The 26,173-nt window shown below is 63.0% G+C and carries 25 protein-coding genes and 1 pseudogene; 5 read left to right on the plus strand and 21 right to left on the minus strand.

The window, feature by feature from the left end; translation table 11 throughout:
• Position 1: 1 nt before the first annotated feature.
• The 21 genes from BLR75_RS18720 to rpmH all read right to left on the minus strand — a co-directional run bounded on the left by BLR75_RS18720 (position 2) and on the right by rpmH (position 18,920).
• On the minus strand, positions 2-781 hold the full coding sequence (locus BLR75_RS18720; RefSeq protein WP_084311963.1) for an N-acetylmuramoyl-L-alanine amidase: 780 nt from the start codon (positions 779-781) through the stop codon (positions 2-4).
• 14 nt (positions 782-795) lie between these two features.
• Positions 796-1,389, minus strand: coding sequence for a MarC family protein (locus BLR75_RS18725; protein WP_084311962.1), 594 nt, complete (start codon positions 1,387-1,389; stop codon positions 796-798).
• A 126-nt stretch (positions 1,390-1,515) separates the two neighbouring features.
• Complete coding sequence (gene glmU, locus BLR75_RS18730) at positions 1,516-2,883, minus strand: bifunctional UDP-N-acetylglucosamine diphosphorylase/glucosamine-1-phosphate N-acetyltransferase GlmU (protein ID WP_084311961.1); 1,368 nt, start codon at positions 2,881-2,883, stop codon at positions 1,516-1,518.
• Between the two features lie 116 nt (positions 2,884-2,999).
• Positions 3,000-3,425 (minus strand): F0F1 ATP synthase subunit epsilon, encoded by a 426-nt coding sequence (locus BLR75_RS18735; protein ID WP_084311960.1) that lies wholly within the window; start codon positions 3,423-3,425, stop codon positions 3,000-3,002.
• A 72-nt stretch (positions 3,426-3,497) separates the two neighbouring features.
• A complete protein-coding gene (gene atpD, locus BLR75_RS18740; RefSeq protein ID WP_084311959.1) occupies positions 3,498-4,874 on the minus strand; it encodes a F0F1 ATP synthase subunit beta in 1,377 nt (458 codons plus the stop codon).
• Between the two features lie 30 nt (positions 4,875-4,904).
• A complete protein-coding gene (gene atpG / locus BLR75_RS18745) occupies positions 4,905-5,765 on the minus strand; it encodes a F0F1 ATP synthase subunit gamma (protein ID WP_084311958.1) in 861 nt (286 codons plus the stop codon).
• 52 nt (positions 5,766-5,817) lie between these two features.
• Entirely contained in the window at positions 5,818-7,362 is a 1,545-nt protein-coding gene (atpA, locus tag BLR75_RS18750; protein ID WP_084311957.1) for a F0F1 ATP synthase subunit alpha, read from the minus strand.
• 18 nt (positions 7,363-7,380) lie between these two features.
• Positions 7,381-7,917, minus strand: a complete 537-nt coding sequence (locus BLR75_RS18755) for a F0F1 ATP synthase subunit delta (RefSeq protein WP_084311956.1) — start codon at positions 7,915-7,917, stop codon at positions 7,381-7,383.
• An 11-nt stretch (positions 7,918-7,928) separates the two neighbouring features.
• Positions 7,929-8,399, minus strand: a complete 471-nt coding sequence (locus BLR75_RS18760; protein WP_084311955.1) for a F0F1 ATP synthase subunit B — start codon at positions 8,397-8,399, stop codon at positions 7,929-7,931.
• Between the two features lie 49 nt (positions 8,400-8,448).
• Complete coding sequence (atpE, locus tag BLR75_RS18765; RefSeq protein WP_003457994.1) at positions 8,449-8,706, minus strand: F0F1 ATP synthase subunit C; 258 nt, start codon at positions 8,704-8,706, stop codon at positions 8,449-8,451.
• Between the two features lie 137 nt (positions 8,707-8,843).
• Positions 8,844-9,713: a F0F1 ATP synthase subunit A gene (gene atpB / locus BLR75_RS18770; RefSeq protein ID WP_084311954.1), complete on the minus strand. Its 870-nt coding sequence runs from the start codon at positions 9,711-9,713 to the stop codon at positions 8,844-8,846.
• A 16-nt stretch (positions 9,714-9,729) separates the two neighbouring features.
• Complete coding sequence (locus tag BLR75_RS18775) at positions 9,730-10,137, minus strand: F0F1 ATP synthase subunit I (RefSeq protein ID WP_084311953.1); 408 nt, start codon at positions 10,135-10,137, stop codon at positions 9,730-9,732.
• A gap of 149 nt (positions 10,138-10,286) precedes the next feature.
• Positions 10,287-11,159 carry a ParB/RepB/Spo0J family partition protein gene (locus BLR75_RS18780; RefSeq protein ID WP_084311952.1) on the minus strand — a complete coding sequence of 291 codons (873 nt, stop codon included), beginning with the start codon at positions 11,157-11,159 and terminating at the stop codon, positions 10,287-10,289.
• Between the two features lie 17 nt (positions 11,160-11,176).
• Complete coding sequence (locus tag BLR75_RS18785; protein ID WP_084311951.1) at positions 11,177-11,965, minus strand: ParA family protein; 789 nt, start codon at positions 11,963-11,965, stop codon at positions 11,177-11,179.
• A gap of 18 nt (positions 11,966-11,983) precedes the next feature.
• Positions 11,984-12,634, minus strand: coding sequence for a 16S rRNA (guanine(527)-N(7))-methyltransferase RsmG (gene rsmG, locus BLR75_RS18790; protein WP_084311950.1), 651 nt, complete (start codon positions 12,632-12,634; stop codon positions 11,984-11,986).
• Positions 12,634-14,526 (minus strand): tRNA uridine-5-carboxymethylaminomethyl(34) synthesis enzyme MnmG, encoded by a 1,893-nt coding sequence (gene mnmG, locus BLR75_RS18795; protein WP_084311949.1) that lies wholly within the window; start codon positions 14,524-14,526, stop codon positions 12,634-12,636. The genes rsmG and mnmG overlap by 1 nt, the downstream gene beginning before the upstream one ends.
• 407 nt (positions 14,527-14,933) lie before the next feature.
• Entirely contained in the window at positions 14,934-16,301 is a 1,368-nt protein-coding gene (gene mnmE / locus BLR75_RS18800; RefSeq protein ID WP_084311948.1) for a tRNA uridine-5-carboxymethylaminomethyl(34) synthesis GTPase MnmE, read from the minus strand.
• Positions 16,302-16,377: 76 nt separating this feature from the next.
• Positions 16,378-18,120 carry a membrane protein insertase YidC gene (gene yidC / locus BLR75_RS18805; protein WP_084311947.1) on the minus strand — a complete coding sequence of 581 codons (1,743 nt, stop codon included), beginning with the start codon at positions 18,118-18,120 and terminating at the stop codon, positions 16,378-16,380.
• A 2-nt stretch (positions 18,121-18,122) separates the two neighbouring features.
• Positions 18,123-18,371 (minus strand): membrane protein insertion efficiency factor YidD, encoded by a 249-nt coding sequence (gene yidD / locus BLR75_RS18810; protein ID WP_084311946.1) that lies wholly within the window; start codon positions 18,369-18,371, stop codon positions 18,123-18,125.
• Entirely contained in the window at positions 18,364-18,771 is a 408-nt protein-coding gene (rnpA, locus tag BLR75_RS18815; protein WP_084311945.1) for a ribonuclease P protein component, read from the minus strand. Before rnpA ends, yidD begins: the two co-directional genes overlap by 8 nt.
• Positions 18,772-18,785: 14 nt before the next feature.
• Entirely contained in the window at positions 18,786-18,920 is a 135-nt protein-coding gene (gene rpmH / locus BLR75_RS18820) for a 50S ribosomal protein L34 (RefSeq protein ID WP_003100258.1), read from the minus strand.
• A gap of 538 nt (positions 18,921-19,458) precedes the next feature.
• Here rpmH and dnaA point away from each other — a divergent pair.
• The 5 genes and pseudogenes from dnaA to BLR75_RS18845 all read left to right on the plus strand — a co-directional run.
• Positions 19,459-21,015 carry a chromosomal replication initiator protein DnaA gene (gene dnaA, locus BLR75_RS18825; RefSeq protein WP_084311944.1) on the plus strand — a complete coding sequence of 519 codons (1,557 nt, stop codon included), beginning with the start codon at positions 19,459-19,461 and terminating at the stop codon, positions 21,013-21,015.
• A 37-nt stretch (positions 21,016-21,052) separates the two neighbouring features.
• The gene (gene dnaN, locus BLR75_RS18830; protein ID WP_084311943.1) at positions 21,053-22,159 is read left to right on the plus strand and encodes a DNA polymerase III subunit beta; all 1,107 of its coding nucleotides are present in this window, start codon (positions 21,053-21,055) and stop codon (positions 22,157-22,159) included.
• A 10-nt stretch (positions 22,160-22,169) separates the two neighbouring features.
• Positions 22,170-23,272, plus strand: a pseudogene (recF, locus tag BLR75_RS18835) (DNA replication/repair protein RecF).
• Between the two features lie 3 nt (positions 23,273-23,275).
• A complete protein-coding gene (gene gyrB / locus BLR75_RS18840; protein WP_084311941.1) occupies positions 23,276-25,696 on the plus strand; it encodes a DNA topoisomerase (ATP-hydrolyzing) subunit B in 2,421 nt (806 codons plus the stop codon).
• A gap of 166 nt (positions 25,697-25,862) precedes the next feature.
• The coding region (locus BLR75_RS18845) for a transposase domain-containing protein (RefSeq protein ID WP_175469376.1) at positions 25,863-26,173 on the plus strand (311 nt) is incomplete at its 3' end.

The following is a 26,173-nucleotide window of genomic DNA, read 5'->3' on the forward strand; positions in this document are numbered from 1 at the left end:
CTCAGGAAGTGGGCACGGACAGCAGCAGCGCGGCCGTCTCGAGATCCGGCTCGCCGTCGAACAGCGCCGGCCGGTAGCGCATCTGGAAGGCGCCGATCACGTTGCGCGTGGGCTGGTCGAGCACGCCGTGCAGCGGCACCCGGTAGCCATGCCGGGCCAGTTGCTGCTGGAACCAGGCCACCGAGGGCAGTTCGCCGTTGAAGCCCTGCAGGTGGCGCTGGATGTCGGCCGCCTTCGGCCAGCGGATGAGCCCGGCGTCGGCCAGGCGCTTCCAGGGGAACAGCGGCCCCGGATCGACCTTGCGCTGGGGTGCGATGTCGCTGTGGCCGAGGATGTGGTCCGGGGTGATGCCGTGGCGCCTGACGATGTCCTTGAGCAGCGGTATCAGCGCGTCGATCTGCGCGTCCTGGTAGGGCGCCCAGATGCGGCCGTGGGGCGTTTCGCGGTAGCCCGGATTGACCATCTCGATGCCGATCGAGGTGGCGTTCAGCCAGGTCCGCCCCTGCCATTCGCTTTCCCCGGCGTGCCAGGCGCGGCGGTTCTCGTCGACCAGGCGGTAGACGGTCGGTGGCTGGTCGTCGCCGATCAGGTAGTGCGCGCTGACGTCGCCGCGGGTCAGCATCGACAGGGAGCGCGGCAGGTTGGACGAGGTGTAGTGGATGACGATGTACTGGATGCGGCTGTCCTGGGCGCGCGATACATGCTCGGTATCGATGCGCAGCCCCTTTTCGGCACAGCCGGCGAGCAACAGTGCGGCGAGCAGTACGGAAAGAAGACGCATGGCGGCTCCGGTGGTCAGGCGGCGATGTGCAGGACGCTGCGCAGGTTCACCAGCAGCATGTTGACGCTCAGCATGATCAGCAGCATGCCCGCCAGGCGCTCCACCGCCGTCAGTCCGCGCGGACCGAGGAAGCGCTGGAGGAAGGAAGCCTGCAGAAGGATCAATGCCGTCGCCGCCCAGGCCAGGATCACCGCCAGGTACAGTTCCCACAACGGACCAGTGTAGGTGGTGCGCAGGGTGATCAGCATGGCCAGCGCCGAGGGCCCGGCTACGGCGGGCGTGGCCAGCGGCACCAGCAGCGGCTCGCTGTCCGGCATGTCGCCGAGCACGCCCTGGGGCGTGGGGAAGATCAGGCGCATGGCGACCACGAAGAGGATGATGCCGCCGGCGATGCCGGTGGCTTCCCGCGACAGGCCGAGGCCGGTGAGGATGTGCTCGCCGAGGGTGAGGAACAGCAGCAGCAGGCCAAGGGCGAACAGCAGCTCGCGCAGGGCGACCTTCAGGCGCCTTTCCGCCGGCACCGATTTCAGCGCGGCGAGGAACACGGCGATATTGCCGAAGGGGTCGGTGATCAGAAAGATGAGGATGGCGACGCCGAGCATGTCCATGCCTTGGCTCCCGTGAAACGCCGCGGCAACGCCCGGCTGTGCATAAGATTCCGTGGATAAGTCGGCTGCCAACTTATCCACAGCGAATCCGCTGCGCCCGTCCGGCAGGCGCAGCGGCTTTTCGCATCAGGACTTGCGGATCTTCTCCGGACGCTTCCAGCCCTCGATCACCCGCTGCTTGCCGCGGCCGATGGCGAGGGTGTTGTCCGGGACATCGCTGGTGATGGTGGAACCCGCGCCAGTCGTGGCTCCGGCGCCGATATCCACAGGCGCGACCAGGGAGTTGTTGGAGCCGATGAAGGCATCCTCGCCGATCACCGTGCGGAACTTGTTCGCACCATCGTAGTTGCAGGTGATGGTGCCGGCGCCGATGTTGCTGTTGCGGCCGACTTCGGTATCGCCCAGGTAGGTCAGGTGGCCGACCTTCACACCCTCGTGCAGGTGCGCGTTCTTCAGCTCGACGAAGTTACCCACATGGGCGCGCTGCTCCAGCACGCTGCCGGGACGCAGGCGGGCGAACGGGCCGACGTCCGCGCCTTCGCCGACCACAGCGCCTTCCAGGTGGCTGTTGGCCTTGACGATGGCGCCGCGGCGCAGGGTGCTGTTCCTGATCAGGCAGTTCGGCCCGATGGATACCTCGTCCTCGATCACCACCTTGCCTTCGAGGATCACGTTGACGTCGATCTGCACGTCGCGGCCGACGCTGATCTCGCCGCGCACGTCGAAGCGCGCGGGGTCGAGCAGGGTCACGCCCTGGGCCATCAGGCGCCGGGCGATGCGCTGCTGGTGGTGGCGCTCCAGTTCGGCGAGCTGGATGCGGTCGTTGGCGCCCTGGACTTCCATGGCGTCCTCCGGCTGCGCGGTGGCCACGCGCAGGCCGTCCGTCACGGCCATGGCGATGACGTCGGTGAGGTAGTACTCGCCCTGGGCATTCTGGTTCGACAAGCGGCCGAGCCAGCCGGCCAGGCGTTCCCGCGGCACTGCCAGGATGCCGGTATTGCCCTCGCGGATCGCGCGCTGCTCGGGGGTAGCGTCCTTCTGCTCGACGATCGCCCGCACCTCGCCGGCATCGTCGCGCAGAATCCGGCCGTAGCCGGTCGGGTCAGCCAGTTCCACGGTGAGCAGGGCCAGCTGCTCCGGAGTGGCCTGTTGCAGCAGGCGTTCCAGGGTCGGCTGCTCGATCAGCGGCACGTCGCCATAGAGGATCAGCACCCGCTCGGCCTGGAGGAACGGCAGCGCCTGCGCCACGGCGTGGCCGGTGCCGAGTTGCTCGGCCTGCAGCACGAAGTCGATGTCGTCCGCCGCCAGGGTCTCGCGTACCCGCTCGGCGCCGTGTCCGATCACCACGTGGATGCGCTGGGGAGACAGGCTGCGCGCGGTATCGATCACATGGGCGAGCATCGGCTTGCCGGCGATGGGATGGAGGACCTTCGGCAGGGCCGAGCGCATGCGGGTGCCCTGGCCGGCGGCGAGAATGACGATTTCGAGGGACATGGGAGAGCTGCGTTCCTGGTGCATACGGGCGAAACCCGTGGAGTGGAAAAAGAAAAAGGGTAGCCAAGGCTACCCTTTTCCAATTTGTCGCTGAAGCCCTCGGGCTTCGCGCCGACTCAGCCGCCGAACTTCCGGCGCACCTGCTGGACGGTACGCAGCTGAGCTGCGGCCTCGGCCAGACGGGCAGCCGCGGAGCCGTAGTCGAACTCGGCGCCTTTCTGGCTCAGAGCCTTCTCGGCTTCCTTCAGGGCGCTCTGGGCAGCCGCTTCGTCGAGGTCGGCAGCGCGAATGACGGTGTCGGCGAGAACCTTCACCATGTTCGGCTGGACTTCGAGGAAACCGCCGGAGATGTAGAACACCTCCTGCTCGCCACCCTGCTTCACCAGACGGATCGGACCGGGCTTGAGCTCGGTGAGCAGCGGCGCGTGGCCCATGGCGATACCCAGGTCACCCAGGGAGCCATGCGCGACGACCAGCTCGACCAGACCGGCGAAGATTTCCCCTTCGGCGCTGACGATGTCGCAGTGGACTGTAATAGCCATAGCCTTGCCTCTCGTAACCGGCCGCGCAACGGATCACGCGGCCTGGTAAGCGCCCGTCGCCGGGCGCGGGGATCACATCTTCTTCGCTTTCTCGATGGCTTCCTCGATGCCGCCGACCATGTAGAACGCCTGCTCCGGCAGGTGGTCATAGTCGCCGTTGAGGATGCCCTTGAAGCCAGCGATGGTGTCCTTCAGCGACACGTACTTGCCCGGGGAACCGGTGAAGACTTCGGCCACGAAGAACGGCTGGGACAGGAAGCGCTGGATCTTACGAGCGCGGGCCACCAGCAGTTTGTCGGACTCTGACAGTTCGTCCATGCCGAGGATCGCGATGATGTCCTTCAGTTCCTTGTAGCGCTGCAGTACATACTGTACGCCACGGGCGGCCTCGTAGTGCTCCTGGCCGATCACCAGCGGGTCCAGCTGGCGGGAAGTCGAGTCCAGCGGGTCCACTGCCGGGTAGATACCCAGCGAGGCGATGTCACGGGACAGTACGACGGTCGCGTCCAGGTGGGCGAAGGTGGTCGCCGGGGACGGGTCGGTCAGGTCGTCCGCAGGTACGTATACGGCCTGGATCGAGGTGATCGAGCCTTGCTTGGTGGAGGTGATGCGCTCCTGCAGAACGCCCATCTCTTCGGCCAGGGTCGGCTGATAACCTACCGCGGACGGCATACGGCCCAGCAGTGCGGATACTTCGGTACCGGCGAGGGTGTAACGGTAGATGTTGTCGATGAACAGCAGTACGTCACGGCCTTCGTCACGGAACTTCTCGGCCATGGTCAGGCCGGTCAGTGCCACGCGCAGACGGTTGCCCGGCGGCTCGTTCATCTGGCCGTATACCAGGGCTACCTTGTCGAGAACGTTGGAGTCCTTCATCTCGTGGTAGAAGTCGTTACCCTCACGGGTACGCTCGCCCACACCAGCGAACACGGAATAACCGCTGTGCTCGATGGCGATGTTGCGGATCAGCTCCATCATGTTCACGGTCTTGCCCACGCCGGCGCCACCGAACAGGCCGACCTTGCCGCCCTTGGCGAACGGGCAGACCAGGTCGATTACCTTGATACCGGTTTCCAGCAGCTCGTTGCCGCCAGCCTGATCGGCATAGGAGGGAGCTTCGCGGTGGATGCCCCAGCGCTCTTCTTCGCCGATGGGACCGGCTTCGTCGATCGGGTTGCCCAGAACGTCCATGATCCGGCCCAGGGTCGCCTTGCCGACCGGCACGGAGATGGCAGCACCGGTGCTGTCCACGTTCAGGCCACGCTTGAGGCCTTCGGTGGAACCCATCGCAATGGAACGAACCACGCCGTCGCCCAGCTGCTGCTGGACTTCCAGGGTGGTTTCGACGCCCTGAACCTTCAGGGCTTCGTAGATTTTCGGCACTGAATCGCGCGGGAATTCCACGTCGATTACGGCGCCGATGATTTGAACGATACGTCCGCTACTCATGTCTGGTTCCTCTGAATTTTGAACCTGTTCTTACACCGCGGCAGCGCCGCCGACGATTTCCGAGATTTCCTGGGTGATCGCCGCCTGACGCGCCTTGTTGTAGACCAGCTGCAATTCGCTGATCAGCTCGCCGGCGTTGTCGGTAGCGTTCTTCATTGCAATCATCCGGGCCGCCTGCTCACAGGCGTTGTTCTCAACCACGGCCTGGTACACCTGGGATTCCACGTAGCGAACCAGCAGGCCATCCAGCAGAGCCTTGGCATCGGGTTCGTAGAGGTAGTCCCAGTGATGCTTCAGGTCCGCGTCGTCATCGGCCACCAGCGGAACCAGCTGTTCCACGGTCGGCTTCTGCGTCATGGTGTTGACGAACTTGTTGGAAACCACATACAGGCGGTCGATACGGCCATCCAGGTACGCGTCGAGCATGACCTTCACGCTGCCGATCAGGTCGTTGATCGACGGCTCCTCGCCAAGATGACTGATGGCCGCGACAACGTTGCCGCCATAGTTCTTGAAGAAAGCCGCACCTTTCGAACCGAACACGCACAGATCAGCGTCAACGCCTTGCTCGCGCTGGGCGCTCATGTCTTTCACGAGCGCCTTGAACAGGTTGATGTTCAGGCCGCCGGCCAGGCCACGGTCGGAACTCACCACGATGTAGCCGACGCGCTTGACTTCGCGCTCGACCATGAACGGATGACGGTATTCCGGGTTGGCGTTGGCCAGATGGCCGATCACCTGGCGAATGCGATCAGCATAGGGACGGCCGGCAGCCATGCGCATCTGAGCCTTGCGCATCTTGCTGGTCGCCACCTTGTTCATGGCATTGGTGATCTTTTGCGTGCTTTTGATGCTCGCAATCTTGCTGCGAATCTCTTTTGCGCCTGCCATTTGACACCTATCGGGTTAGCAGGCGGGGACCTTCGCAGGTCCCCGCTGCGGCTTACCAGGTTTGGGTGGCCTTGAACTTCTCGATGCCAGCCTTGATGCCAGCGTCGATTTCGTCGTTGAAGTCGCCCTTCTCGTTGATCTTCGCCATCAGAGCGGCGTTCTCACGGTTGAAGTAGGCGATCAGGGCCTGCTCGAAATCACCAACCTTGGCGACTTCCACATCACTCAGGTAGCCACGTTCAGCTGCATACAGCGACAGGGACATGTCGGCGATGGACATCGGCGCGTACTGCTTCTGCTTCATCAGCTCGGTTACGCGCTGACCATGGTCCAGCTGCTTGCGAGTGGCTTCGTCCAGGTCGGAAGCGAATTGGGCGAAGGCCGCCAGCTCGCGGTACTGGGCCAGGGCGGTACGAATGCCGCCGGACAGCTTCTTGACGATCTTGGTCTGGGCCGCACCACCCACGCGGGATACCGAGATACCGGCGTTGACCGCCGGACGGATACCCGAGTTGAACATCGAGGTTTCCAGGAAGATCTGACCGTCGGTGATGGAGATCACGTTGGTCGGAACAAACGCGGAAACGTCGCCGGCCTGGGTTTCGATGATCGGCAGGGCGGTCAGGGAACCGGTCTTGCCTTTCACTTCGCCATTGGTGAACTTCTCGACGTACTCTTCGGAAACGCGGGAAGCGCGCTCCAGCAGACGGCTGTGGAGATAGAACACGTCGCCCGGGTAGGCTTCGCGGCCCGGCGGACGGCGCAGCAGCAGGGAGATCTGGCGGTAGGCCACGGCCTGCTTGGACAGGTCATCGTAGATGATCAGGGCGTCTTCGCCGCGGTCGCGGAAGTATTCGCCCATGGTGCAGCCGGAGTACGGAGCCAGGTATTGCAGGGCAGCCGATTCGGAAGCACTGGCGACGACCACGATGGTGTTGGCCAGGGCGCCGTTCTCTTCCAGCTTGCGCACGACGTTGGCGATGGTCGATTGCTTCTGACCGATCGCCACGTAGATGCACTTAATGCCGCTGTCTTTCTGGTTGATGATGGCGTCGACAGCCAGGGCGGTCTTGCCGATCTGACGGTCGCCGATGATCAGCTCGCGCTGGCCGCGGCCGATCGGGATCATCGCGTCGACGGACTTGTAGCCGGTCTGTACCGGCTGGTCTACCGACTTACGCCAGATCACGCCCGGAGCGACCTTCTCGATCGCGTCGGTCAGCTTGGCGCCGATCGGGCCCTTGCCGTCGATCGGGTTGCCCAGGGCATCGACCACGCGGCCCAGCAGTTCCGGACCGACCGGTACTTCCAGGATGCGGCCGGTGCACTTGGCGTTCATGCCTTCTTTCAGGTCCTGGTATTCACCCAGAACCACGGCGCCGACGGAGTCCTGCTCCAGGTTCAGCGCCATGCCGTAGACGCCGCCCGGGAATTCGATCATCTCGCCGTACATGACGTCGGCCAGACCGAAGATGCGCACGATGCCGTCGGACACGCTGACGATGGTGCCTTCGTTACGCGCTTGCGAGGCGACATCGAGCTTCTCGATGCGCCCCTTGATGATTTCACTAATTTCGGAAGGATTGAGTTGCTGCATGCCGCTGCCCCTTCAAACTCAAGATTTCAACGCTTCGGCCAGTTTCGCGAGCTTGCCGCTAACCGAGCCATCGATTACCAAGTCACCGGCGCGGATCACCACGCCGCCGATCAGGCTCGCGTCTTCCGACGCATTAAGCCGCACTTCGCGACTGAGCCGGGCGCTGAGAGCCTTGGCGAGTTTGTCCTGCTGTTCCTGGCTCAAGGTGAAGGCACTGATGACCTCGACCTCGACCAGCTTTTCCTGCTCTGCCTTCAACTGCTCGTACATCTCAGCGATGGCCGGCAGCAGGTCGAGCCGTTTGTTTTCAGCCACAGTTCGGACGAAGTTCTGGGCCGGAGCATTGAGCTTGTCGCCACATACGTCGATCAGGCTGTCAGCCTTGCTCTTCGCGGTCAGCGAAGGCTCTTTCAGCAGCTGGCGCACGGTGTCGTCCTGCGACACTGCGGCCAGCACGCCCAGGGCAACGGACCAGTCGGCCAGTTGCTGGTGGGCATGCGCGTACTCGAAAGCGGCCTTCGCGTAAGGACGAGCCAACGTGGTCAGTTCTGCCATATCGCCCTCGCTTAAATCTCGGCGGCCAGCCGGTCAACCAGCTGCTGGTGCGCGTTGGCGTCGATCGAAGCGCCCAGGATCTTCTCGGCGCCGGTGACAGCCAGGGCACCCACTTGGGCACGCAGGGCGTCCTTGACGCTGTTGATTTCCTGTTCGATCTGCGCCTGGGCCTGGGCCTTCAGGCGTTCGCCTTCGACACGGGCCTGCTCGCGAGCTTCATCGACGATCTGGTTAGCGCTCTTTTTCGCCTGCTCGACGATTTCAGCTGCCTGGGTCTTGGCTTCGCGCAGTTGCTGGGCCACTTTCTCATGGGCCAGCTCCAGATCACGAGCCGCACGGTTGGCAGCGTCCAGGCCATCAGCGATCTTCTTCTGACGCTCCTGCAGAGCCGCGATGACCGGAGGCCATACGAACTTCATGCAGAAGATGACGAAGATGGCGAACGCAATGGCCTGGCCGATCAGAGTTGCATTAATGTTCACGCCAACACCTCGCTCGTTCGTTGTCAGTCGAATTCCCGGTAGCCGGGAATTACTGTGCTACCTGAGCAATGAACGGGTTCGCGAAGGTGAAGAACAGTGCGATACCAACACCGATCATGGTCACGGCATCGAGCAGACCGGCGACGATGAACATTTTCACCTGCAGCATCGGAACCATTTCCGGCTGGCGAGCAGCGCCTTCCAGGAACTTGCCGCCCAGCAGACCGAAGCCGATAGCGGTACCCAGGGCACCCAGGCCAATCAGCAGAGCAACGGCAATAGCAGTGAGTCCAACTACAGTTTCCATTTTTCCTCCCGACTTTGTGTCGTGTTGGTTAAAGGTTGAAGCAAGTTAAGTGAAACTTTCTTTCAGGGGAGGGGGAATTTCCCTCCCGCCGTTCGGCAACTCCCGCCGCGAAGCGGGAGTTCATCAGAACCTTTGGATCAGTGGCTGTCTTCGTGCGCCATCGACAGGTAGACGATGGTCAGCATCATGAAGATGAACGCCTGCAGGGTGATGATCAGGATGTGGAACACGGCCCACGCCCAGTTCAGCACCACACCCATGCCGCCCAGCCACAGCAGACCGCTGCCGAACATCACGGCGATCAGGATGAAGATCAGCTCGCCGGCGTACATGTTGCCGAAGAGACGCAGTGCAAGAGACACCGGCTTGGCGATCAGGGTCACGAATTCCAGCAGGAAATTCACCGGGATCAGAATGATCTGGACCGCCATGTTGCTGCTGTGGAACGGGTGCAGGGTCAGTTCGCCGAGGAAGCCGCCGATACCCTTGACCTTGATGCTGTAGAAGATGATCAGGGCGAACACCGAGATGGCCATGCCGAAGGTGGCGTTCGGGTCGGTGGTGGAAACCACGCGGAAGAACAGGTGCTCGTTGCCGGTGATCTTGGCCGCCAGCATCGGCAGGAAGTCGACCGGCACCAGGTCCATCAGGTTCATCAGGAAGATCCAGACGAAGATGGTCAGGGCCAGCGGCGCGATCAGCGGATTACGCCCGTGGAAGGTGTCCTTCACGCTGCCGTCGACGAACTCGATCATCACTTCGACGAAGTTCTGCAGGCCGCCCGGCTGCCCGCTGGTGGCCTTCTTGGCCGCCGAGCGGAAGAGGAAGATGAATACCAGGCCGAGGAATACGGACCAGCCTAGGGTATCGACGTGGAATGCCCAGAAGCCCATTTCCTTGGCTTGCTCGGCTGTGTGGGCGAACCCCCAATCACCAGTAGGCAGACGACCGAAGGTCAGGTTCTGCAAGTGGTGCTGGATGTAACCCGAAGCGCTTTCTGCTGCCATGTTTGCCTCAATCGCTCTAAGGTCTTGTAAATGCGTTTTTCATTAACAGGGGTGCACACCAGCTGACTAACAGAGCCAGCAAGTAAATCCCGAACAGAGCTTTAGGCTCTAGTTGCGGCACCCCTACAAACACCAGTGCGAAGAGCACTGCCGTCAGAATCAGTTTTCCGGCTTCACCGGCATAAAAGGAGCGAACGATCAGTTGTGCCGAACGTGCGCCGCTGTAACGAAAAGCCTTGCGGGCGAAATAAACATTCGGCAGCCACGCGATCAGGCCCCCGAGCAACCCCGAGTAGCCTGCGACCGATCCCCGGGCGAACCACAGGACGGCTGCCCCGATCAGCAGCACCACCAGTTGGACGAGCAACAGGCGAAAAGCCGGTATGCGATGGAACGGCAGGCGGTTCGGCGTGCGGGATTCCATCTGAGCTCACAGTCCTCTGGTGTCGGCTTAACAATCAATAACTTGGCATACTTTGTGCCGACAAAATTGCGCGCAGAGTATAGGTGGCGAAAGATACCCGTTCAACCGCTCGGTAGTGATTTCCGACTACCGCTACAGACGGCTTTGTATCAGCGAATGTGGGCCAGGACCCCTTGCAACTCGTCCAGGGAGTTGTAGCGGATCACCAGTTGTCCCTTGCCCTTCTGGCCATGACGAATCTGCACGGGAGCGCCCAGGCGCTCAGCCAGGCGCTGTTCCAGGCGGCTGATGTCGGGGTCGCTCCTGACCGCTTTGACAGGTTCTTCACCCACATTCAGCCAGTGCCGCACCAGGGCCTCGGTCTGCCGTACGGTGAGGCCTCGTGCGACAACATGTCGCGCACCTTCGACCTGCCTTTCCGCCGGCAAACCCAGCAATGCACGGGCATGGCCCATTTCCAGATCGCCATGGGACAGCAGCGTCTTCACTTCTTCCGGCAGGGCGATCAGGCGCAGGAGGTTGGCGATGGACGCGCGCGACTTGCCTACCGCGTCGGCCACCTGCTGCTGGGTCAGCTGGAACTCGTCCTGCAGCCGCTGCAGTGCATTGGCTTCCTCGATGGGGTTGAGGTCCTCGCGCTGGATGTTCTCGATCAGCGCCATGGCGATGGCCGCCTCGTCGGGCACCTCGCGGACCATGGCCGGGATCGTCTCCAGGCCGGCCTGCTGGCTGGCCCGCCAGCGGCGTTCGCCGGCGATGATCTCGTAGCGTCCCTTGTCGATGGGGCGCACGACGATGGGCTGCATGACCCCCTGGGCCCTGATCGAGCTGGCCAGCTCCTCGAGCGCTTGCGGGTCCATGTCGCGGCGCGGCTGGTAGCGGCCGCGCTGGATCAGCTCGACCGGCAGATGCTGGAGTTCGCGGGTATCGGCCTGCACGGCTTCTTCCTGCAGGGCGGCTGCGCTGGAGCCACTGAGCAGGGCGTCCAGCCCGCGTCCGAGACCTCGTTTCTTCAGGGCCATGCGGGTTCCTTAGTTCGTCATGCGGTAGCGGCGCGGCGCGAAGCGCGCTGGCGGCGCGCCAGTTCGCCGGCCAGGGCCAGGTAGGCCTGCGCGCCGCGGGAGTTCTTGTCGTAGACCAGCGCCGGCATGCCGAAGCTGGGCGCCTCGGCCAGTCGCACGTTGCGCGGGATCACGGTGGTGTAGAGCTTGTCGCCGAAGTGTTCCTGCAGCTGCGAGCTGACGTCGTTGGTCAGGCTGATGCGCGGATCGTACATGGTGCGCAGCAGGCCCTCGATCTTCAGCTCGGGGTTGAGCCGCTCGCCGATGCGCTGGATGCTGTTCATCAGGTCGGTCAGGCCTTCCAGCGCGTAGTACTCGCACTGCATGGGGATGATCACGCCATCGGAGGCGGACAACGCGTTGACCGTCAGCATCGACAGCGACGGCGGGCAGTCGATCAGGATGTAGTCGTAGTTCTCGCGGATCGGCGCCAGCGCCTGGCGCAGGCGGTGCTCCTTCATCTCCATCTCGAGCAGGACCACTTCCGCCGCGGTGAGGTCGCGGTTGGCCGGCAGCAGCTGGTAGCCGCCGTGCTCGGAGAACTGCATGGCATCGACCAGGCTGCATTCGCCGGTGAGCACGTCGTAGATGGAATGTTCCAGGGCCAACTTATCCACACCGCTGCCGGTGGTGGCGTTGCCCTGTGGATCGAGGTCGATCAGCAGCACGCGGCGCCTGGTTGCCACCAGCGAAGCCGCGAGATTGATGCAGGTAGTGGTCTTGCCGACGCCACCCTTCTGGTTGGCGATCGCGAATACCTTAGCCATGGTTCCCCCCACTCCCCGTCATGCCGTGCGGCGCAGTATCAGCAGATGGCGCTGGCCTTGGCAACCCGGCACCGTCAGGGCATGTTCGGCTTCGACGCGGAAATCTTCCGGAAGTGCCGCCAGCTCGTCTTCGGGACGCACGCCTTTCATCGCCAGCCAGCGCGTTTCGCCGTCGCCGAGATGACGGGTCCAGTTGCAGAAGTCTTCCAGGCTGCTGAAAGCCCGGGAGACGATGCCGTTGAATGCTTGTGCCGGCTGGAATGCTTCCACCCGGCTGTGGATAACTTCCAGGTTGTCCAGTCGGAGCTCGAGCTTCACCTGGGTGAGGAAGCGCGTCTTCTTGCCGTTGCTGTCGAGCAGGGTCAGGCGCTTCTCTGGAAACAGGATGGCCAGCGGAATGCCCGGCATCCCGCCGCCGCTGCCGACGTCGAGCCAGCGCTCGCCACCGGCGGCCTGGAAATGCGGGACGATGCTCAGGCTGTCGAGCAGGTGGCGCGAAACCATCTCGTCGACATCGCGCACCGCGGTCAGGTTGTAGGCCTTGTTCCATTTCGCCAGCAGGGCGAGATAGTCGAGAAGGCGTTGGCGGGTGTTTTCGTCGAGGCTGAGACCGAGGGTCTCGGCGCCACGTGCGAGTTCGTCGGCGTGGCGTTGATTGACCAGGGACATCAGGCGCTCTGCTCCAGCTGGCGACCGGTGGAACGTTTCTTCAGGTGGATCAGCAGCAGCGAGATCGCCGCCGGGGTGACGCCGGGGATGCGACCGGCCTGTCCCAGGGTTTCCGGACGGGCGTTGTCCAGCTTGTGCTGGATTTCCTTGGACAGGCCGGAAATCGCCGCGTAATCGATATCCACAGGCAGGCGGGTGTTCTCGCTGGCGCGCAGGCGTTCGATCTCTTCCTGCTGGCGGTCGATGTAGCCGGCGTACTTGGTGCGGATCTCCACCTGTTCGGCGACCTGCGGGTCCTCGGCGCCGCCGCCGGTGATTTCGGCGAGGCTGGCGTAATCGATTTCCGGGCGGCTGAGCAGGTTGAGCAGGTTGTACTCGTGGGCCAGCGGCGTGCCGAAGTGCGCGGCGATGGCATCGCCCTGCTCGGTGTTCGGTCGTACCCAGGTGCTGCGCAGACGCTGTTCCTCACGCTCGATGCCTTCGCGCTTGGCCTCGAAGGCGGCCCAGCGCTGGTCGTCGACCAGGCCCAGCTCGCGGCCCTTCTCGGTCAGGCGCAGGTCGGCGTTGTCCTCGCGGAGGATCAGCCGGTACTCGGCGCGCGAGGTGAACATGCGGTACGGCTCCTGGGTGCCGAGGGTGATCAGGTCGTCGACCAGCACGCCGATGTACGCCTCGTCGCGGCGTGGGCACCAGCTGTCGCGGCCCTGCGCACGCAGCGCGGCGTTGGTGCCGGCGAGCAGGCCCTGGGCGCCGGCCTCTTCGTAGCCGGTGGTGCCGTTGATCTGCCCGGCGAAGAACAGGCCGCCGATGATCTTGGTCTCCAGGCTGTACTTGAGGTCGCGCGGATCGAAGTAGTCGTACTCGATGGCGTAGCCCGGGCGCACGATGTGGGCGTTCTCCATGCCGCGGATGGAACGCACGATCTCCAGCTGCACGTCGAACGGCAGCGAAGTGGAGATGCCGTTGGGGTACAGCTCATGGGTGGTCAGACCTTCCGGTTCGAGGAAGACCTGATGGCTGTCCTTGTCGGCGAAGCGGTGGATCTTGTCTTCGATCGACGGGCAGTAGCGCGGGCCGATGCCCTCGATGACGCCGGAGTACATCGGCGAGCGGTCGAGGTTGGAGGCGATGATCTCGTGGGTGCGCGCGTTGGTGTGGGTGATCCAGCAGCTGACCTGGCGCGGATGCTCGTCCTGCGAACCGAGGAAGGACATCACCGGCGTCGGGGTATCGCCCGGCTGCTCGGTCATCACCGAGAAATCCACAGTACGGCCGTCGATACGCGGCGGAGTGCCGGTCTTCAGGCGACCGACACGCAGCGGCAGCTCGCGCAGGCGCCTGGCCAGGGCGATGGCCGGCGGATCACCGGCGCGGCCGCCGGAATAGTTTTCCAGACCGATGTGGATAAGTCCGCCGAGGAAGGTGCCGGCAGTCAGCACCACGTTGTCCGCGTGGAATTTCAGGCCCATCTGGGTGACCACGCCGCGCACCTGATCCTGCTCGACGATCAGGTCATCGCAGGCCTGCTGGAATATCCACAGGTTCGGCTGGTTCTCGAGGATCTCGCGGATGGCGGCCTTGTAGAGGATGCGGTCGGCCTGCGCGCGGGTTGCCCGCACGGCGGGGCCCTTGCGGCTGTTGAGAATGCGGAACTGGATGCCGCCCTTGTCGGTGGCGTGCGCCATGGCGCCGCCGAGGGCGTCGATTTCCTTCACCAGGTGGCTCTTGCCGATACCGCCGATGGCAGGGTTGCAGCTCATCTGGCCGAGGGTTTCGACATTGTGGGTGAGCAGCAGGGTCTTCACGCCCATGCGTGCAGCTGCGAGCGCAGCTTCAGTGCCGGCATGGCCACCGCCGATCACGATCACGTCAAAACGGGAAGGGAAATCCACCACGCACCTCGATGCCTGTTGAGTAGGAGAAATTGGACAGCCGCACAGTATAGGGACTTACGCCGACCGATTGAAGGCGCCTGGCCAAAAAGTAGCCAGGTGGTCAACCGGCTCTTACATAAGAATAGAGAAAGGAAATTTTTATTCTTTTTAGAGCTTGTGATTATTCTTAATGTGGACATCTTTTGTGGATAAGCCACTGTGAGCCAGTAATCCCGGGCTTTTCGGAGAAGCATAACCCTGTGCCGAAGATGTCCACAGGCGGGGAATTGCCCGTGCACTGCTTGTGGATGGAAAGAGCCGTTATGCACAGGCGGAGTTATACAGTGCCTGGTGAAGAGTTTATCTACTGAGCTGTACGGAGTTTTTCCACAGGGTTTATCCGCCCTGTGGAAAGAGCGGCAGGATCACTTGCCGATGCAGAAGCTGGAGAAAATCCGCCCAAGCAGATCATCCGAAGAGAAGGCGCCAGTGATCTCGCCCAGGGCCTGCTGGGCCATGCGCAGATCCTCGGCCAGCAGCTCCCCTGCCCCGCTCAGGGTCAGTTGGCTGCGGCCGTGTTCGAGGCATTCACCGGCCTTGCGCAGCGCTTCCAGATGGCGGCGGCGGGCGCTGAAGCTGCTTTCCGCGGTCTGCTCGAAGCCCATGCAGGCCTTCAGATGTTCTCGCAACAGATCCAGGCCGTCGCCGGAACGCGCGGAAAGCGTCAGGGTGACGTGGCCGTCGGCGCTCTGCTCGATACCGATCGGGCTTGTGGATAGATCGGCCTTGTTGCGGATCAGCGTGACTCGCGCCGGGGAGGGGCGCTCGTCGAGGAATTCCGGCCAGAGGGCGAAGGGATCGGCCGCTTCCGGCGCTGTGTTATCCACAACGAGCAGCACGCGATCCGCCTCGCCTATGGCTTTCAGCGCCCGTTCCACACCGATTTTTTCCACATGATCCTCGGTGCTGCGCAGGCCGGCGGTGTCGACCACGTGCAGCGGCATGCCGTCGATGTGGATATGTTCGCGCAGCACGTCGCGGGTGGTGCCGGCGATATCGGTGACGATGGCTGCCTCGCGCCCGGCCAGGGCATTGAGCAGGCTGGATTTGCCCGCGTTCGGCCGGCCGGCGATCACCACGGTCATGCCGTCGCGCAGCAGCGCGCCCTGTCCGGCTTCGCGCAGCACGCCGGCGAGTTCATCGCGTACCTGGTCGAGCTGGCCGAGGACGTGGCCATCGGCGAGGAAGTCGATCTCCTCCTCGGGGAAATCGATGGCCGCCTCGACGTAGATGCGCAGCTGGATGAGCTTCTCCGTCAGCCCATGGACGCGCCGGGAGAACTCGCCCTGCAGCGAGCGCACGGCGTTGCGCGCGGCCTGGGCGGAACTGGCCTCGATCAGGTCGGCGATGGCCTCGGCCTGGGCCAGGTCGAGCTTGTCGTTGAGGAAGGCGCGTTCGCTGAATTCGCCGGGGCGCGCCTGGCGGGCGCCGAGCTCCAGGCAGCGCTGCAGGAGCATGTCCATCACCACCGGGCCGCCGTGGCCCTGCAGCTCCAGCACGTCCTCGCCGGTGAAGGAGTTCGGGCCGGGGAAGTACAGCAGCAGTCCCTCGTCGATCACCTCGCCGTCGTCGGCGTGGAAGGGGCCGTAATGCGCATGTCGCGGTGCCGGCTCGCGGCCACTCAGGGTGATGCCGATGATGCGGGCGCGCGGCCCGGAGACGCGGACGATGCCGACGCCGCCACGACCCTGGGCGGTGGCGACGGCGGCGATGGTTTCACGGGCTGCGTTCATGGCGGCTTCCTGGGAAAAAGTTATGCACAGCAAAACGCCCCACGAGGGGGCGTTCTGCATTCGGCTGGTTGGGCGATCAGGCCGAAGCCTTCTTCGCCGCCCCTTCGATCTGCCGGGTAATGTACCACTGCTGTGCGATCGACAAGACGTTGTTGACCACCCAGTACAGCACCAGACCGGCCGGGAACCAGAGGAAGAAGAAGGTGAACATGATCGGCATCAGCTTCATCACCTTGGCCTGCATGGGGTCCGGCGGAGTCGGGTTGAGCATCTGCTGGATCAGCATGGTACCGCCCATGATGATCGGCAGGATGAAGAACGGGTCCTTCACCGACAGGTCGATGATCCAGCCCAGCCACGGGGCCTGGCGCAGCTCGACGCTTTCCAGCAGTACCCAGTAGAGGGAGAGGAATACCGGCATCTGCACCAGGATCGGCAGGCAGCCGCCCAGCGGATTGATCTTCTCCTTCTTGTACAGCTCCATCATCGCCTGGGACATCTTCTGGCGATCGTCGCCGTGCTGTTCCTTGATCTGCTGCATCTTTGGCGAGACGGCACGCATGCGCGCCATCGACTTGTAGCTGGCGGCGGACAGCGGGAAGAAGGCCAGCTTGATGATCACGGTGAGCAGGATGATCGACCAGCCCCAGTTGCCCAGCAGGCTGTGGATATGTTGCAGCAGCCAAAAGATCGGCTGGGCGATGAACCACAGCCAGCCGTAGTCGACGGTCAGCTCGAGGCCCGGCGACAGTTCCTTCAGGTGGCTCTGTAGCTTCGGACCGGCGTAGAGGGTGAGGCCGGTCTCGGCCTTGGCGCCGGGGGCGATGCTCAGGTTCGGCCCGGTGAAGCCGACGATGTAGTTGCCCTGGCTGTCCTTGCGGGTCATGACCTGGTGGGTTTCACCCTTGGCCGGCACCCAGGCGGTCACGAAGTAGTGCTGCAGCCAGGCGACCCAGCCGCCCTGCACGGTTTCCTTGAACTGCTCCTTGTCCATGTCCTTGGGGGACACTTTCAGGTAGGGCTTCTCGGGGGTCCATACCGCGGCGCCGAGATAGGTGGAAACACCGGTGGCGGTGGTGGAGGACGGATCCGCGCTGGCGTCGCGCTTGAGCTGGGCGAACAGATTGCCGTTCCAGGCCTGGGCGCCCTGGTTGTCGATCACATAGCGCACATCCACCTGGTAGGCGTTGGCATTGATGCACTCGATCTTCTTCTGCGCCTTTTCCTTCTCGCTGCAGTCAGCCTTCAGACCGCGATGGAAGGTGAAGCGCTTCAGGTAGTTGACGCCGTTGCGGTTGAAGTTCAGATCGACGACCAGCTGGTCCTGGCCATCGGCAAGCTGATAGCTGGTCTTGGTGCTGGTATAGAGCGGCCGCCCCTCGCTGGCGGCATCCGGACCGTCGCTGCCGGTCAGGCCGCTCTGGCCAAGGTAGGTGCGCTGCTTGTCGTTCTCGAACAGCGGGAACGGGATGTCCGGACGATCCTGACGCAGCGGGTACTGCAGCAGGCCCAGCTGCACGATGTCGCCACCGCGCGGGTCGATCGCCAGGCTGAGCACGTCGGTCTTCACCTGGATCAGCTGGTTGCTGGCCGCTGCGGGCTGTTCGGCCGGCAGGGTGGAAGTGGCGCTTTGCGCAGTCGGTACATCGGTACTGGCAGCGGAAGGCACCGAAGTATCAGGCAGGCCCTGGGCGCTGTTGCTGATCGTAGCGGTTTGCGCCGGCAGTTCGGGCTGGCCGTAATCCTTGTTCCACTGGAGAACCAGCATGTAGGAGACGGCGGCCAGGGCGACGATTAGGATCGAGCGTTGAATGTCCATGGTTACTCGGCCATCGAGGAAGGGCGGGGCTTGGATTTGGCAGGCGGCACAGGATCGTAGCCACCGGGATGCCAGGGATGGCAGCGACCCAGTCGACATAGGGTCAGCCAGCCGCCGCGCAGGAAGCCATGGCTTTCGATGGCTTCATACGCGTAGCAGGAACAGCTGGGGTGGAAGCGACAGTGGCTGGCCATCATGGGACTGATGGCGTAACGGTAAAACTGGATCAGCAGAAGCGCCAGTTTACGCATGGGTACTGTCAGCCCCTCCCGGGGATTCGCCCTCGGTTCCCGGGCGGGGTCGGTTGCGCAACAGGCGTTTCCAGAGTTTGCCGAACTGCAGGTGCAACTCGGGATTCTCCATGTCGCCCAGGCCCCTGCGCGCGATGATCACGATGTCCAATCCTCCCAGGGATTCCTGGTTGTGGCGGAAGGACTCGCGGATGATGCGTTTGAGGCGGTTGCGCTCGACGGCGAGCTTGACGTTCTTCTTGCCGATCACCAGGCCGAGGCGGGGATGATCGAGACCGTTTTCGCGCGCCAGCAGCAGGACATGCTTGCCGGGAACCTTGGTGGTGGGAGAGTCGAAGACTGCGGTGAATTGCCGGGAGGTCAGTAGACGCTTATCCCGGACGAAGTCCCGACTCACCACCTGTGCTGGGCAAATCAGACGGTCAGACGCTTACGGCCTTTGGCACGACGGCGAGAGAGGACCTGACGGCCGTTCTTGGTAGCCATGCGAGCGCGGAAACCGTGTACGCGAGCGCGCTTGAGGGTGCTGGGTTGGAAAGTACGTTTCATGATTGGTACCTGGGTTTTGACGACTTGAGGTCGTAGTGACCCCGTTTAAAGAGACCGGCGATTCTAGTGAAATCCCTGAGTCAGGTCAATTTCCAACCAGCAGTCGCGGTGAAGTCGCATTGAAATAGAAGAAAGGAAGGAAATTTTCTTTGAAAGCTGGTTATGTTTATTGAAACTGGTTCGCCAGGATTCTGTGGATAACCCAGTGCAGGCGTTGATCCATGCGCTTTTCAGCAAGGCAAAACCCTGCGCACAGGCTGTGCTGCGCATGTGCCGTTCCGGTTGGCAGCCTGGGGGTGAATGCCGATGTTATCCACAGGTGATTTTTCCACAGATTCGATCCCAGGGTTATCCCGGCAGGGATACATTCGTTATCCACAAAGCTCAGTCATCGCTCCGCCTGCGACATTCTGCTTCATTAAGGCCTTGATTTTGCTTGGTGACGGACACGCTTCTCGTGTGGATAAGTCCTCCGCCCGGGGCTACAATAGGCGACTGATTTTTTCGCTCCACGCCTTTCCTTATCTGGGGGATATCCGTGTCCGTGGAACTTTGGCAGCAGTGCGTGGAATTGCTCCGCGACGAGCTGCCGTCCCAACAATTCAATACCTGGATCCGCCCCTTGCAGGTCGAAGCCGAGGGGGAGGAGCTGCGGGTGTACGCGCCCAACCGCTTCGTGCTGGACTGGGTCAATGAGAAGTACATGGGCCGCATGCTCGAGCTGCTCGGCGAACGGGGTAACGGACAGATCCCGGCGCTCTCCTTACTGATAGGCAGCCGCCGCAGCCGTACACCGCGACCGGCGCTGGTCCCGCAAAGCCCACCGACGCCGACCATCAAGCGCCAGCCGACGCCGGCCGAGGTGCGGGCCGCCAAGGCCGAGGCCTACCAGGCCGAATTGCCTGCACAGCAGGCGGCGGCCCAGGTGCAGCAGATGCAGCTGTCGATGCAGCAGCCGATCGCCGACCTCGACGAATCCAGCCCGAGCATCGATCCGCTCGCCGCGGCGATGCCGGTTGCCGCTCCGGCCGTGCGCACCGAGCGCACCGTGCAGGTGGAAGGCGCGCTCAAGCACACCAGCTACCTGAACCGCACCTTCACCTTCGAGAACTTCGTCGAGGGCAAGTCCAACCAGCTGGCGCGCGCCGCCGCCTGGCAGGTGGCGGACAACCTCAAGCACGGCTACAACCCGCTGTTCCTGTATGGCGGCGTCGGCCTGGGGAAAACTCACCTGATGCATGCTGTGGGTAACCACCTGCTGAAGAAGAATCCGAACGCCAAGGTCGTGTACCTGCATTCGGAGCGCTTCGTCGCGGACATGGTCAAGGCGCTGCAGCTGAACGCGATCAACGAGTTCAAGCGCTTCTACCGCTCGGTGGATGCGTTGCTGATCGACGACATCCAGTTCTTCGCCCGCAAGGAGCGCTCCCAGGAAGAGTTTTTCCACACCTTCAACGCGCTCCTCGAAGGTGGCCAGCAGGTGATCCTCACCAGCGACCGCTATCCGAAGGAAATCGAAGGCCTGGAAGAACGCCTGAAGTCGCGCTTCGGCTGGGGCCTGACGGTGGCGGTGGAGCCGCCGGAGCTGGAAACCCGCGTGGCGATCCTGATGAAGAAGGCCGAGCAGGCGAAGATCGAACTGCCGCACGACGCCGCGTTCTTCATCGCCCAGCGCATCCGCTCCAACGTCCGTGAGCTGGAAGGCGCGCTGAAGCGGGTGATCGCCCACTCCCACTTCATGGGCCGACCGATCACCATCGAGCTGATCCGCGAGTCGCTGAAGGACCTGCTGGCCCTGCAGGACAAGCTGGTCAGCATCGACAACATCCAGCGCACCGTCGCCGAGTACTACAAGATCAAGATCGCCGACCTGCTGTCGAAGCGGCGATCCCGTTCGGTGGCGCGTCCGCGCCAGGTCGCCATGGCGTTGTCCAAGGAACTGACCAACCACAGTCTGCCGGAGATCGGCGTTGCTTTCGGCGGTCGCGACCACACGACCGTGCTGCACGCCTGCCGCAAGATCGCCGAATTGAAGGAATCCGACGCGGACATCCGCGAGGATTACAAGAACCTGCTGCGTACGCTGACCACCTGAGGCCAAACCGCAGCCCCACGAGGCAAGGGACTAGACCATGCATTTCACTATTCAGCGCGAAGCTCTGTTGAAACCCCTGCAACTGGTCGCTGGCGTCGTGGAGCGCCGCCAGACGCTGCCGGTTCTTTCCAACGTCCTGCTGGTCGTCGAAGGCCAGCAGCTGTCGCTGACCGGTACCGACCTCGAAGTCGAACTGGTGGGCCGCGTCGCTCTCGAAGAGCCTGCCGAACCGGGCGAGATCACCGTGCCGGCGCGCAAGCTGATGGACATCTGCAAGAGTCTGCCGAGCGATGCGCTGATCGACATCCGCATCGACGAGCAGAAACTCCTGCTCAAGGCCGGCCGTAGCCGCTTCACCCTGTCGACGCTGCCGGCGAACGACTTCCCCACCGTCGAGGAAGGTCCGGGTTCGCTGACCTTCAGCCTCGGCCAGAGCAAGCTGCGCCGGCTGATCGACCGCACCAGTTTCGCCATGGCCCAGCAGGACGTGCGCTACTACCTGAACGGCATGCTGCTGGAAGTCAGCGGCGAAACCCTGCGCGCGGTCGCCACCGACGGCCACCGTCTGGCCATGTGCGCGCTGCAGAACGCGGTTCCGGGCCAGCAGGATCGCCACCAGGTGATCGTGCCGCGCAAGGGCATTCTTGAAATGGCGCGCCTGCTCACCGAGCAGGACGGCGAAGTCAGCATCGTCCTCGGCCAGCATCACATTCGCGCCACCACCGGTGAATTCACCTTCACCTCCAAGCTGGTCGACGGCAAGTTCCCGGACTACGAGCGTGTGGTGCCGAAGGGCGGCGACAAGATCGTGATCGGCGAGCGGCAGCTGCTGCGCGAGGCATTCAGCCGTACCGCGATCCTGTCGAACGAGAAGTACCGTGGCATCCGCCTGCAGCTGTCCAACGGCCTGCTGAAAATCCAGGCGAACAACCCGGAGCAGGAGGAAGCGGAGGAAGAAGTCCAGGTCGACTACAACGGCAGCGCGCTGGAGATCGGCTTCAACGTCAGCTACCTGCTCGACGTGCTCGGCGTCATGGGCACCGAGCAGGTGCGCATGATCCTCTCCGATGCCAACAGCAGCGCCCTGCTGCAGGACGCTGAAAGCGAAGACTCCGCCTACGTCGTCATGCCGATGCGTCTCTGACGCCGCCTGAATGTCCCTCACCCGCGTTTCGGTCACCGCGGTGCGCAACCTGCACCCGGTGACCTTCTCCCCCTCCTCCCGCATCAACATCCTCTACGGCGAAAACGGCAGCGGCAAGACCAGCGTGCTCGAAGCCATCTATTTGCTGGGGCTGGCGCGTTCGTTTCGCAGCCAGCGCCTGCAGCCGGTGATCCAGTACGAGCAGCTGGCCTGCACTGTGTTCGGCCAGGTGCAGCTGGAGAATGGCTTCGCCAGCAACCTTGGCATTTCCCGCGAGCGCAATGGCGAATTCCAGATCCGCATCGACGGGCAGAATGCGCGCAGCACCGCGCAGCTGGCCGAGATCCTGCCGCTGCAGCTGATCAACCCGGACAGCTTCCGCCTGCTCGAAGGTGCGCCCAAGGTGCGTCGGCAGTTCCTCGACTGGGGAGTGTTCCACGTGGAACAACGTTTCATGCCAGCCTGGCAGCGGCTGCAGCAGGCGCTGCGCCAGCGGAACTCGTGGCTCCGGCATGGTAAACTGGACGGTGCTTTGCAGGCCGCATGGGACCGCGAATTGTGCAATGCGAGCGATGAAATCGACGCTTATCGACGGTCCTATATCCAGGCGCTCAAGCCGATTTTCGAGAAGACACTGGCAGAGCTCGTCCAGCTGGACGAGCTGACTCTGAGTTATTACCGCGGTTGGGACAAGGACCGCGCGTTGAGTGAGGTGCTGAGCGGCAGCCTGCTACGCGATCAGCAGATGGGGCATACCCAGGCCGGGCCGCAGCGGGCCGATTTGCGGATTCGCCTGGGCGGACACAACGCGGCCGAAATCCTGTCCCGCGGCCAGCAGAAGCTGGTGGTTTGCGCGCTGCGCATCGCCCAGGGACATCTGATCAATCAGGCCAAGCGCGGACGTTGCATCTACCTGGTGGACGATCTGCCTTCGGAATTGGACGAGAAGCATCGGCGCGCCTTGTGCCGCCTGCTTGAGGATCTGGGTTGCCAGGTATTCATCACCTGCGTGGACCCTCAATTATTGAAAGACGGCTGGCGAACGGATACGCCGGTGTCGCTGTTCCACGTGGAACAGGGACGAGTCTCTCAGGACACTACCATCGGGAGTGAAGAATGAGCGAGAACAACACGTACGACTCTTCCAGCATCAAGGTGCTGAAGGGACTGGACGCGGTACGCAAGCGTCCGGGCATGTACATCGGCGACACGGACGACGGTACCGGTCTGCACCACATGGTCTTCGAGGTGGTGGACAACTCCATCGACGAGGCGCTGGCGGGTTTCTGCAGCGAAATCAGCATCACCATTCACACCGATGAGTCGATCACCGTACGCGACAACGGCCGCGGCATTCCGGTGGATATCCACAAGGAAGAAGGGGTTTCTGCGGCGGAAGTCATCATGACCGTGCTGCACGCCGGCGGTAAGTTCGATGACAACAGCTACAAGGTCTCCGGCGGCCTGCATGGCGTGGGGGTCTCGGTAGTGAACGCCCTCTCCCACGAGTTGCGCCTGACCATTCGCCGCGAAGGCAAGGTCTGGGAACAGCTCTATCACCACGGTGTTCCACAGTTCCCGCTGCGTCCGGTGGGCGATACCGATGGCTCCGGCACTGAAGTTCACTTCAAGCCTTCCCCGGAAACCTTCCACAACATTCATTTCAGCTGGGACATCCTCGCCAAGCGCATCCGCGAGCTGTCCTTCCTGAACTCCGGCGTGGGCATCGTGCTGAAGGACGAGCGTGCCGGCAAGGAAGAGCTGTTCAAGTACGAGGGCGGCCTGCGCGCCTTCGTCGAATACCTGAACACCAACAAGACGCCGGTGAACCAGGTCTTCCATTTCAACATGCAGCGCGAGGAAGACGGCGTTGGCGTGGAGGTCGCCCTGCAGTGGAACGACAGCTTCAACGAGAACATCCTCTGCTTCACCAACAATATTCCGCAGCGTGACGGCGGCACCCACCTGGCGGGCTTCCGCTCGGCGCTGACCCGGCACCTGAACAACTACATCGAATCCGAAGGCCTGGCGAAGAAGTACAAGATCGCCACCACCGGCGACGACGCCCGCGAAGGCCTCACCGCGATCATTTCGGTGAAGGTGCCGGACCCGAAATTCAGCTCGCAGACAAAGGACAAGCTGGTCTCCTCCGAGGTGAAGACCGCCGTCGAGCAGGAAATGGGCAAGTACTTCGCCGACTTCCTGCTGGAGAATCCCAACGAAGCCAAGGCCGTGGTCGGCAAGATGATCGACGCCGCCCGCGCCCGCGAGGCCGCGCGCAAGGCCCGCGAGATGACCCGTCGCAAGGGCGCGCTGGACATCGCCGGCCTGCCCGGCAAGCTCGCCGACTGCCAGGAGAAGGACCCCGCCCTTTCCGAACTGTACATAGTGGAGGGTGACTCCGCGGGTGGCTCGGCCAAGCAGGGCCGCAACCGCAAGACCCAGGCGATCCTCCCGCTGAAGGGCAAGATCCTCAACGTGGAGAAGGCGCGCTTCGACAAGATGCTCTCCTCCCAGGAGGTCGGCACCCTGATCACCGCGCTGGGCTGCGGTATCGGTCGCGAGGAGTACAACATCGACAAGCTGCGCTACCACAACATCATCATCATGACCGATGCCGACGTCGACGGTTCGCACATCCGTACCCTGCTGCTGACCTTCTTCTTCCGCCAACTGCCGGAACTGGTCGAGCGCGGCTACATCTACATCGCCCAGCCGCCGCTGTACAAGGTGAAGAGGGGCAAGCAGGAGCAGTACATCAAGGACGACCTGGCCATGGAGGAATACATGACCCAGTCGGCCCTCGAGGACGCCAGCCTGCACGTCAACGAGAGCGCCCCGGGCCTCTCCGGCGAGGCGCTGGAGAAGCTGGTCAACGACTACCGTGGCGTCATGCGCACCCTCGCCCGCCTGTCGCGCCTCTATCCGCAGGACCTCACCGAACACTTCATCTACCTGCCGCGCATCAGCGAGGAGCAGTTGGGTGACGAGGCCGCGATGCGCGCATGGCTGGAGCAGTTCCAGGCGCGCCTGAAGGGCTCGGAGAAGTCCGGCCTGACCTACAAGGCCAGCCTGCGCGAAGACCGCGAGCGCCACCTGTGGCTGCCGGAAGTAGAGATGGTCGCCCATGGCCTGTCCAACTACGTTTCCTTCAACCGCGACTTCTTCGCCAGCAACGACTACCGCACGGTGACCTCGCTGGGCGAGCAGCTCAACAGCCTGCTCGAGGAAGGCGCCTACGTGCAGCGCGGCGAGCGCAAGAAGCCCGTCTCCAGCTTCAAGGAAGCGCTGGAATGGCTGATGAACGAGAGCACCAAGCGCCACACCATCCAGCGCTACAAGGGCCTCGGCGAGATGAACCCTGAGCAGCTATGGGAAACCACCATGGACCCGAACGTCCGCCGCATGCTCAAGGTGACTGTCGAGGACGCCATCGCCGCCGACCAGCTGTTCAACACGCTGATGGGCGATGCGGTGGAACCGCGCCGCGACTTCATCGAAAGCAATGCCCTGGCGGTGTCGAACCTGGACGTCTGAGCCAGTGTCTAGGGGCACATTAGATGTCCCAAATGGGCGGGTTAATGTCCCATTGCATGAAGCACAAACCCCGGCTTAAAGCCGTAATGCTGTTCACTTAAGCATTTGAGCCTCAGCGGGGCTTTCCCTGAAAATCCGATGCCAGACTTCTGGCATCGGATTTTTTATGTCTTTCCAACAGCATCTGCTCGACTTGGGCGACCTGTTCAACTTCTCCGATCTGAGCACCTTCACCCAGAACATTCCGGTCGAGTGGGTGGAATCCGCGCTGCACCTTTCCTCGCAGGCCACCATCCGGCGGCGGCGCCTGCCTGCCGATCAGGTGCTCTGGCTGGTACTGGGCATGGCGCTATTCCGCGATGAGCCCGTCCATGAAGTGGCCAGGCGCCTGAATATCTGCGCCCAGGGCCTGGCTTCCGACCACCTGCTGGCGAGAAGTGGTGTCAGCGAGGCCCGCAAGCGGCTCGGCGCCGATCC

This window comes from Pseudomonas jinjuensis (assembly GCF_900103845.1).
GTDB lineage: Bacteria > Pseudomonadota > Gammaproteobacteria > Pseudomonadales > Pseudomonadaceae > Pseudomonas > Pseudomonas jinjuensis.

Coding starts and splice junctions, on each gene's coding strand:
- BLR75_RS18720 (WP_084311963.1), bottom strand. CDS start 781: ATGCGTCTTCTTTCCGTACTGCTCGCCGCACTGTTGCTCGCCGGCTGT.
- BLR75_RS18725 (WP_084311962.1), bottom strand. CDS start 1,389: ATGGACATGCTCGGCGTCGCCATCCTCATCTTTCTGATCACCGACCCC.
- glmU (WP_084311961.1), bottom strand. CDS start 2,883: ATGTCCCTCGAAATCGTCATTCTCGCCGCCGGCCAGGGCACCCGCATG.
- BLR75_RS18735 (WP_084311960.1), bottom strand. CDS start 3,425: ATGGCTATTACAGTCCACTGCGACATCGTCAGCGCCGAAGGGGAAATC.
- atpD (WP_084311959.1), bottom strand. CDS start 4,874: ATGAGTAGCGGACGTATCGTTCAAATCATCGGCGCCGTAATCGACGTG.
- atpG (WP_084311958.1), bottom strand. CDS start 5,765: ATGGCAGGCGCAAAAGAGATTCGCAGCAAGATTGCGAGCATCAAAAGC.
- atpA (WP_084311957.1), bottom strand. CDS start 7,362: ATGCAGCAACTCAATCCTTCCGAAATTAGTGAAATCATCAAGGGGCGC.
- BLR75_RS18755 (WP_084311956.1), bottom strand. CDS start 7,917: ATGGCAGAACTGACCACGTTGGCTCGTCCTTACGCGAAGGCCGCTTTC.
- atpE (WP_003457994.1), bottom strand. CDS start 8,706: ATGGAAACTGTAGTTGGACTCACTGCTATTGCCGTTGCTCTGCTGATT.
- atpB (WP_084311954.1), bottom strand. CDS start 9,713: ATGGCAGCAGAAAGCGCTTCGGGTTACATCCAGCACCACTTGCAGAAC.
- BLR75_RS18775 (WP_084311953.1), bottom strand. CDS start 10,137: ATGGAATCCCGCACGCCGAACCGCCTGCCGTTCCATCGCATACCGGCT.
- BLR75_RS18780 (WP_084311952.1), bottom strand. CDS start 11,159: ATGGCCCTGAAGAAACGAGGTCTCGGACGCGGGCTGGACGCCCTGCTC.
- BLR75_RS18785 (WP_084311951.1), bottom strand. CDS start 11,965: ATGGCTAAGGTATTCGCGATCGCCAACCAGAAGGGTGGCGTCGGCAAG.
- rsmG (WP_084311950.1), bottom strand. CDS start 12,634: ATGTCCCTGGTCAATCAACGCCACGCCGACGAACTCGCACGTGGCGCC.
- mnmE (WP_084311948.1), bottom strand. CDS start 16,301: ATGAACGCAGCCCGTGAAACCATCGCCGCCGTCGCCACCGCCCAGGGT.
- yidC (WP_084311947.1), bottom strand. CDS start 18,120: ATGGACATTCAACGCTCGATCCTAATCGTCGCCCTGGCCGCCGTCTCC.
- yidD (WP_084311946.1), bottom strand. CDS start 18,371: ATGCGTAAACTGGCGCTTCTGCTGATCCAGTTTTACCGTTACGCCATC.
- rpmH (WP_003100258.1), bottom strand. CDS start 18,920: ATGAAACGTACTTTCCAACCCAGCACCCTCAAGCGCGCTCGCGTACAC.
- dnaN (WP_084311943.1), top strand. CDS start 21,053: ATGCATTTCACTATTCAGCGCGAAGCTCTGTTGAAACCCCTGCAACTG.
- gyrB (WP_084311941.1), top strand. CDS start 23,276: ATGAGCGAGAACAACACGTACGACTCTTCCAGCATCAAGGTGCTGAAG.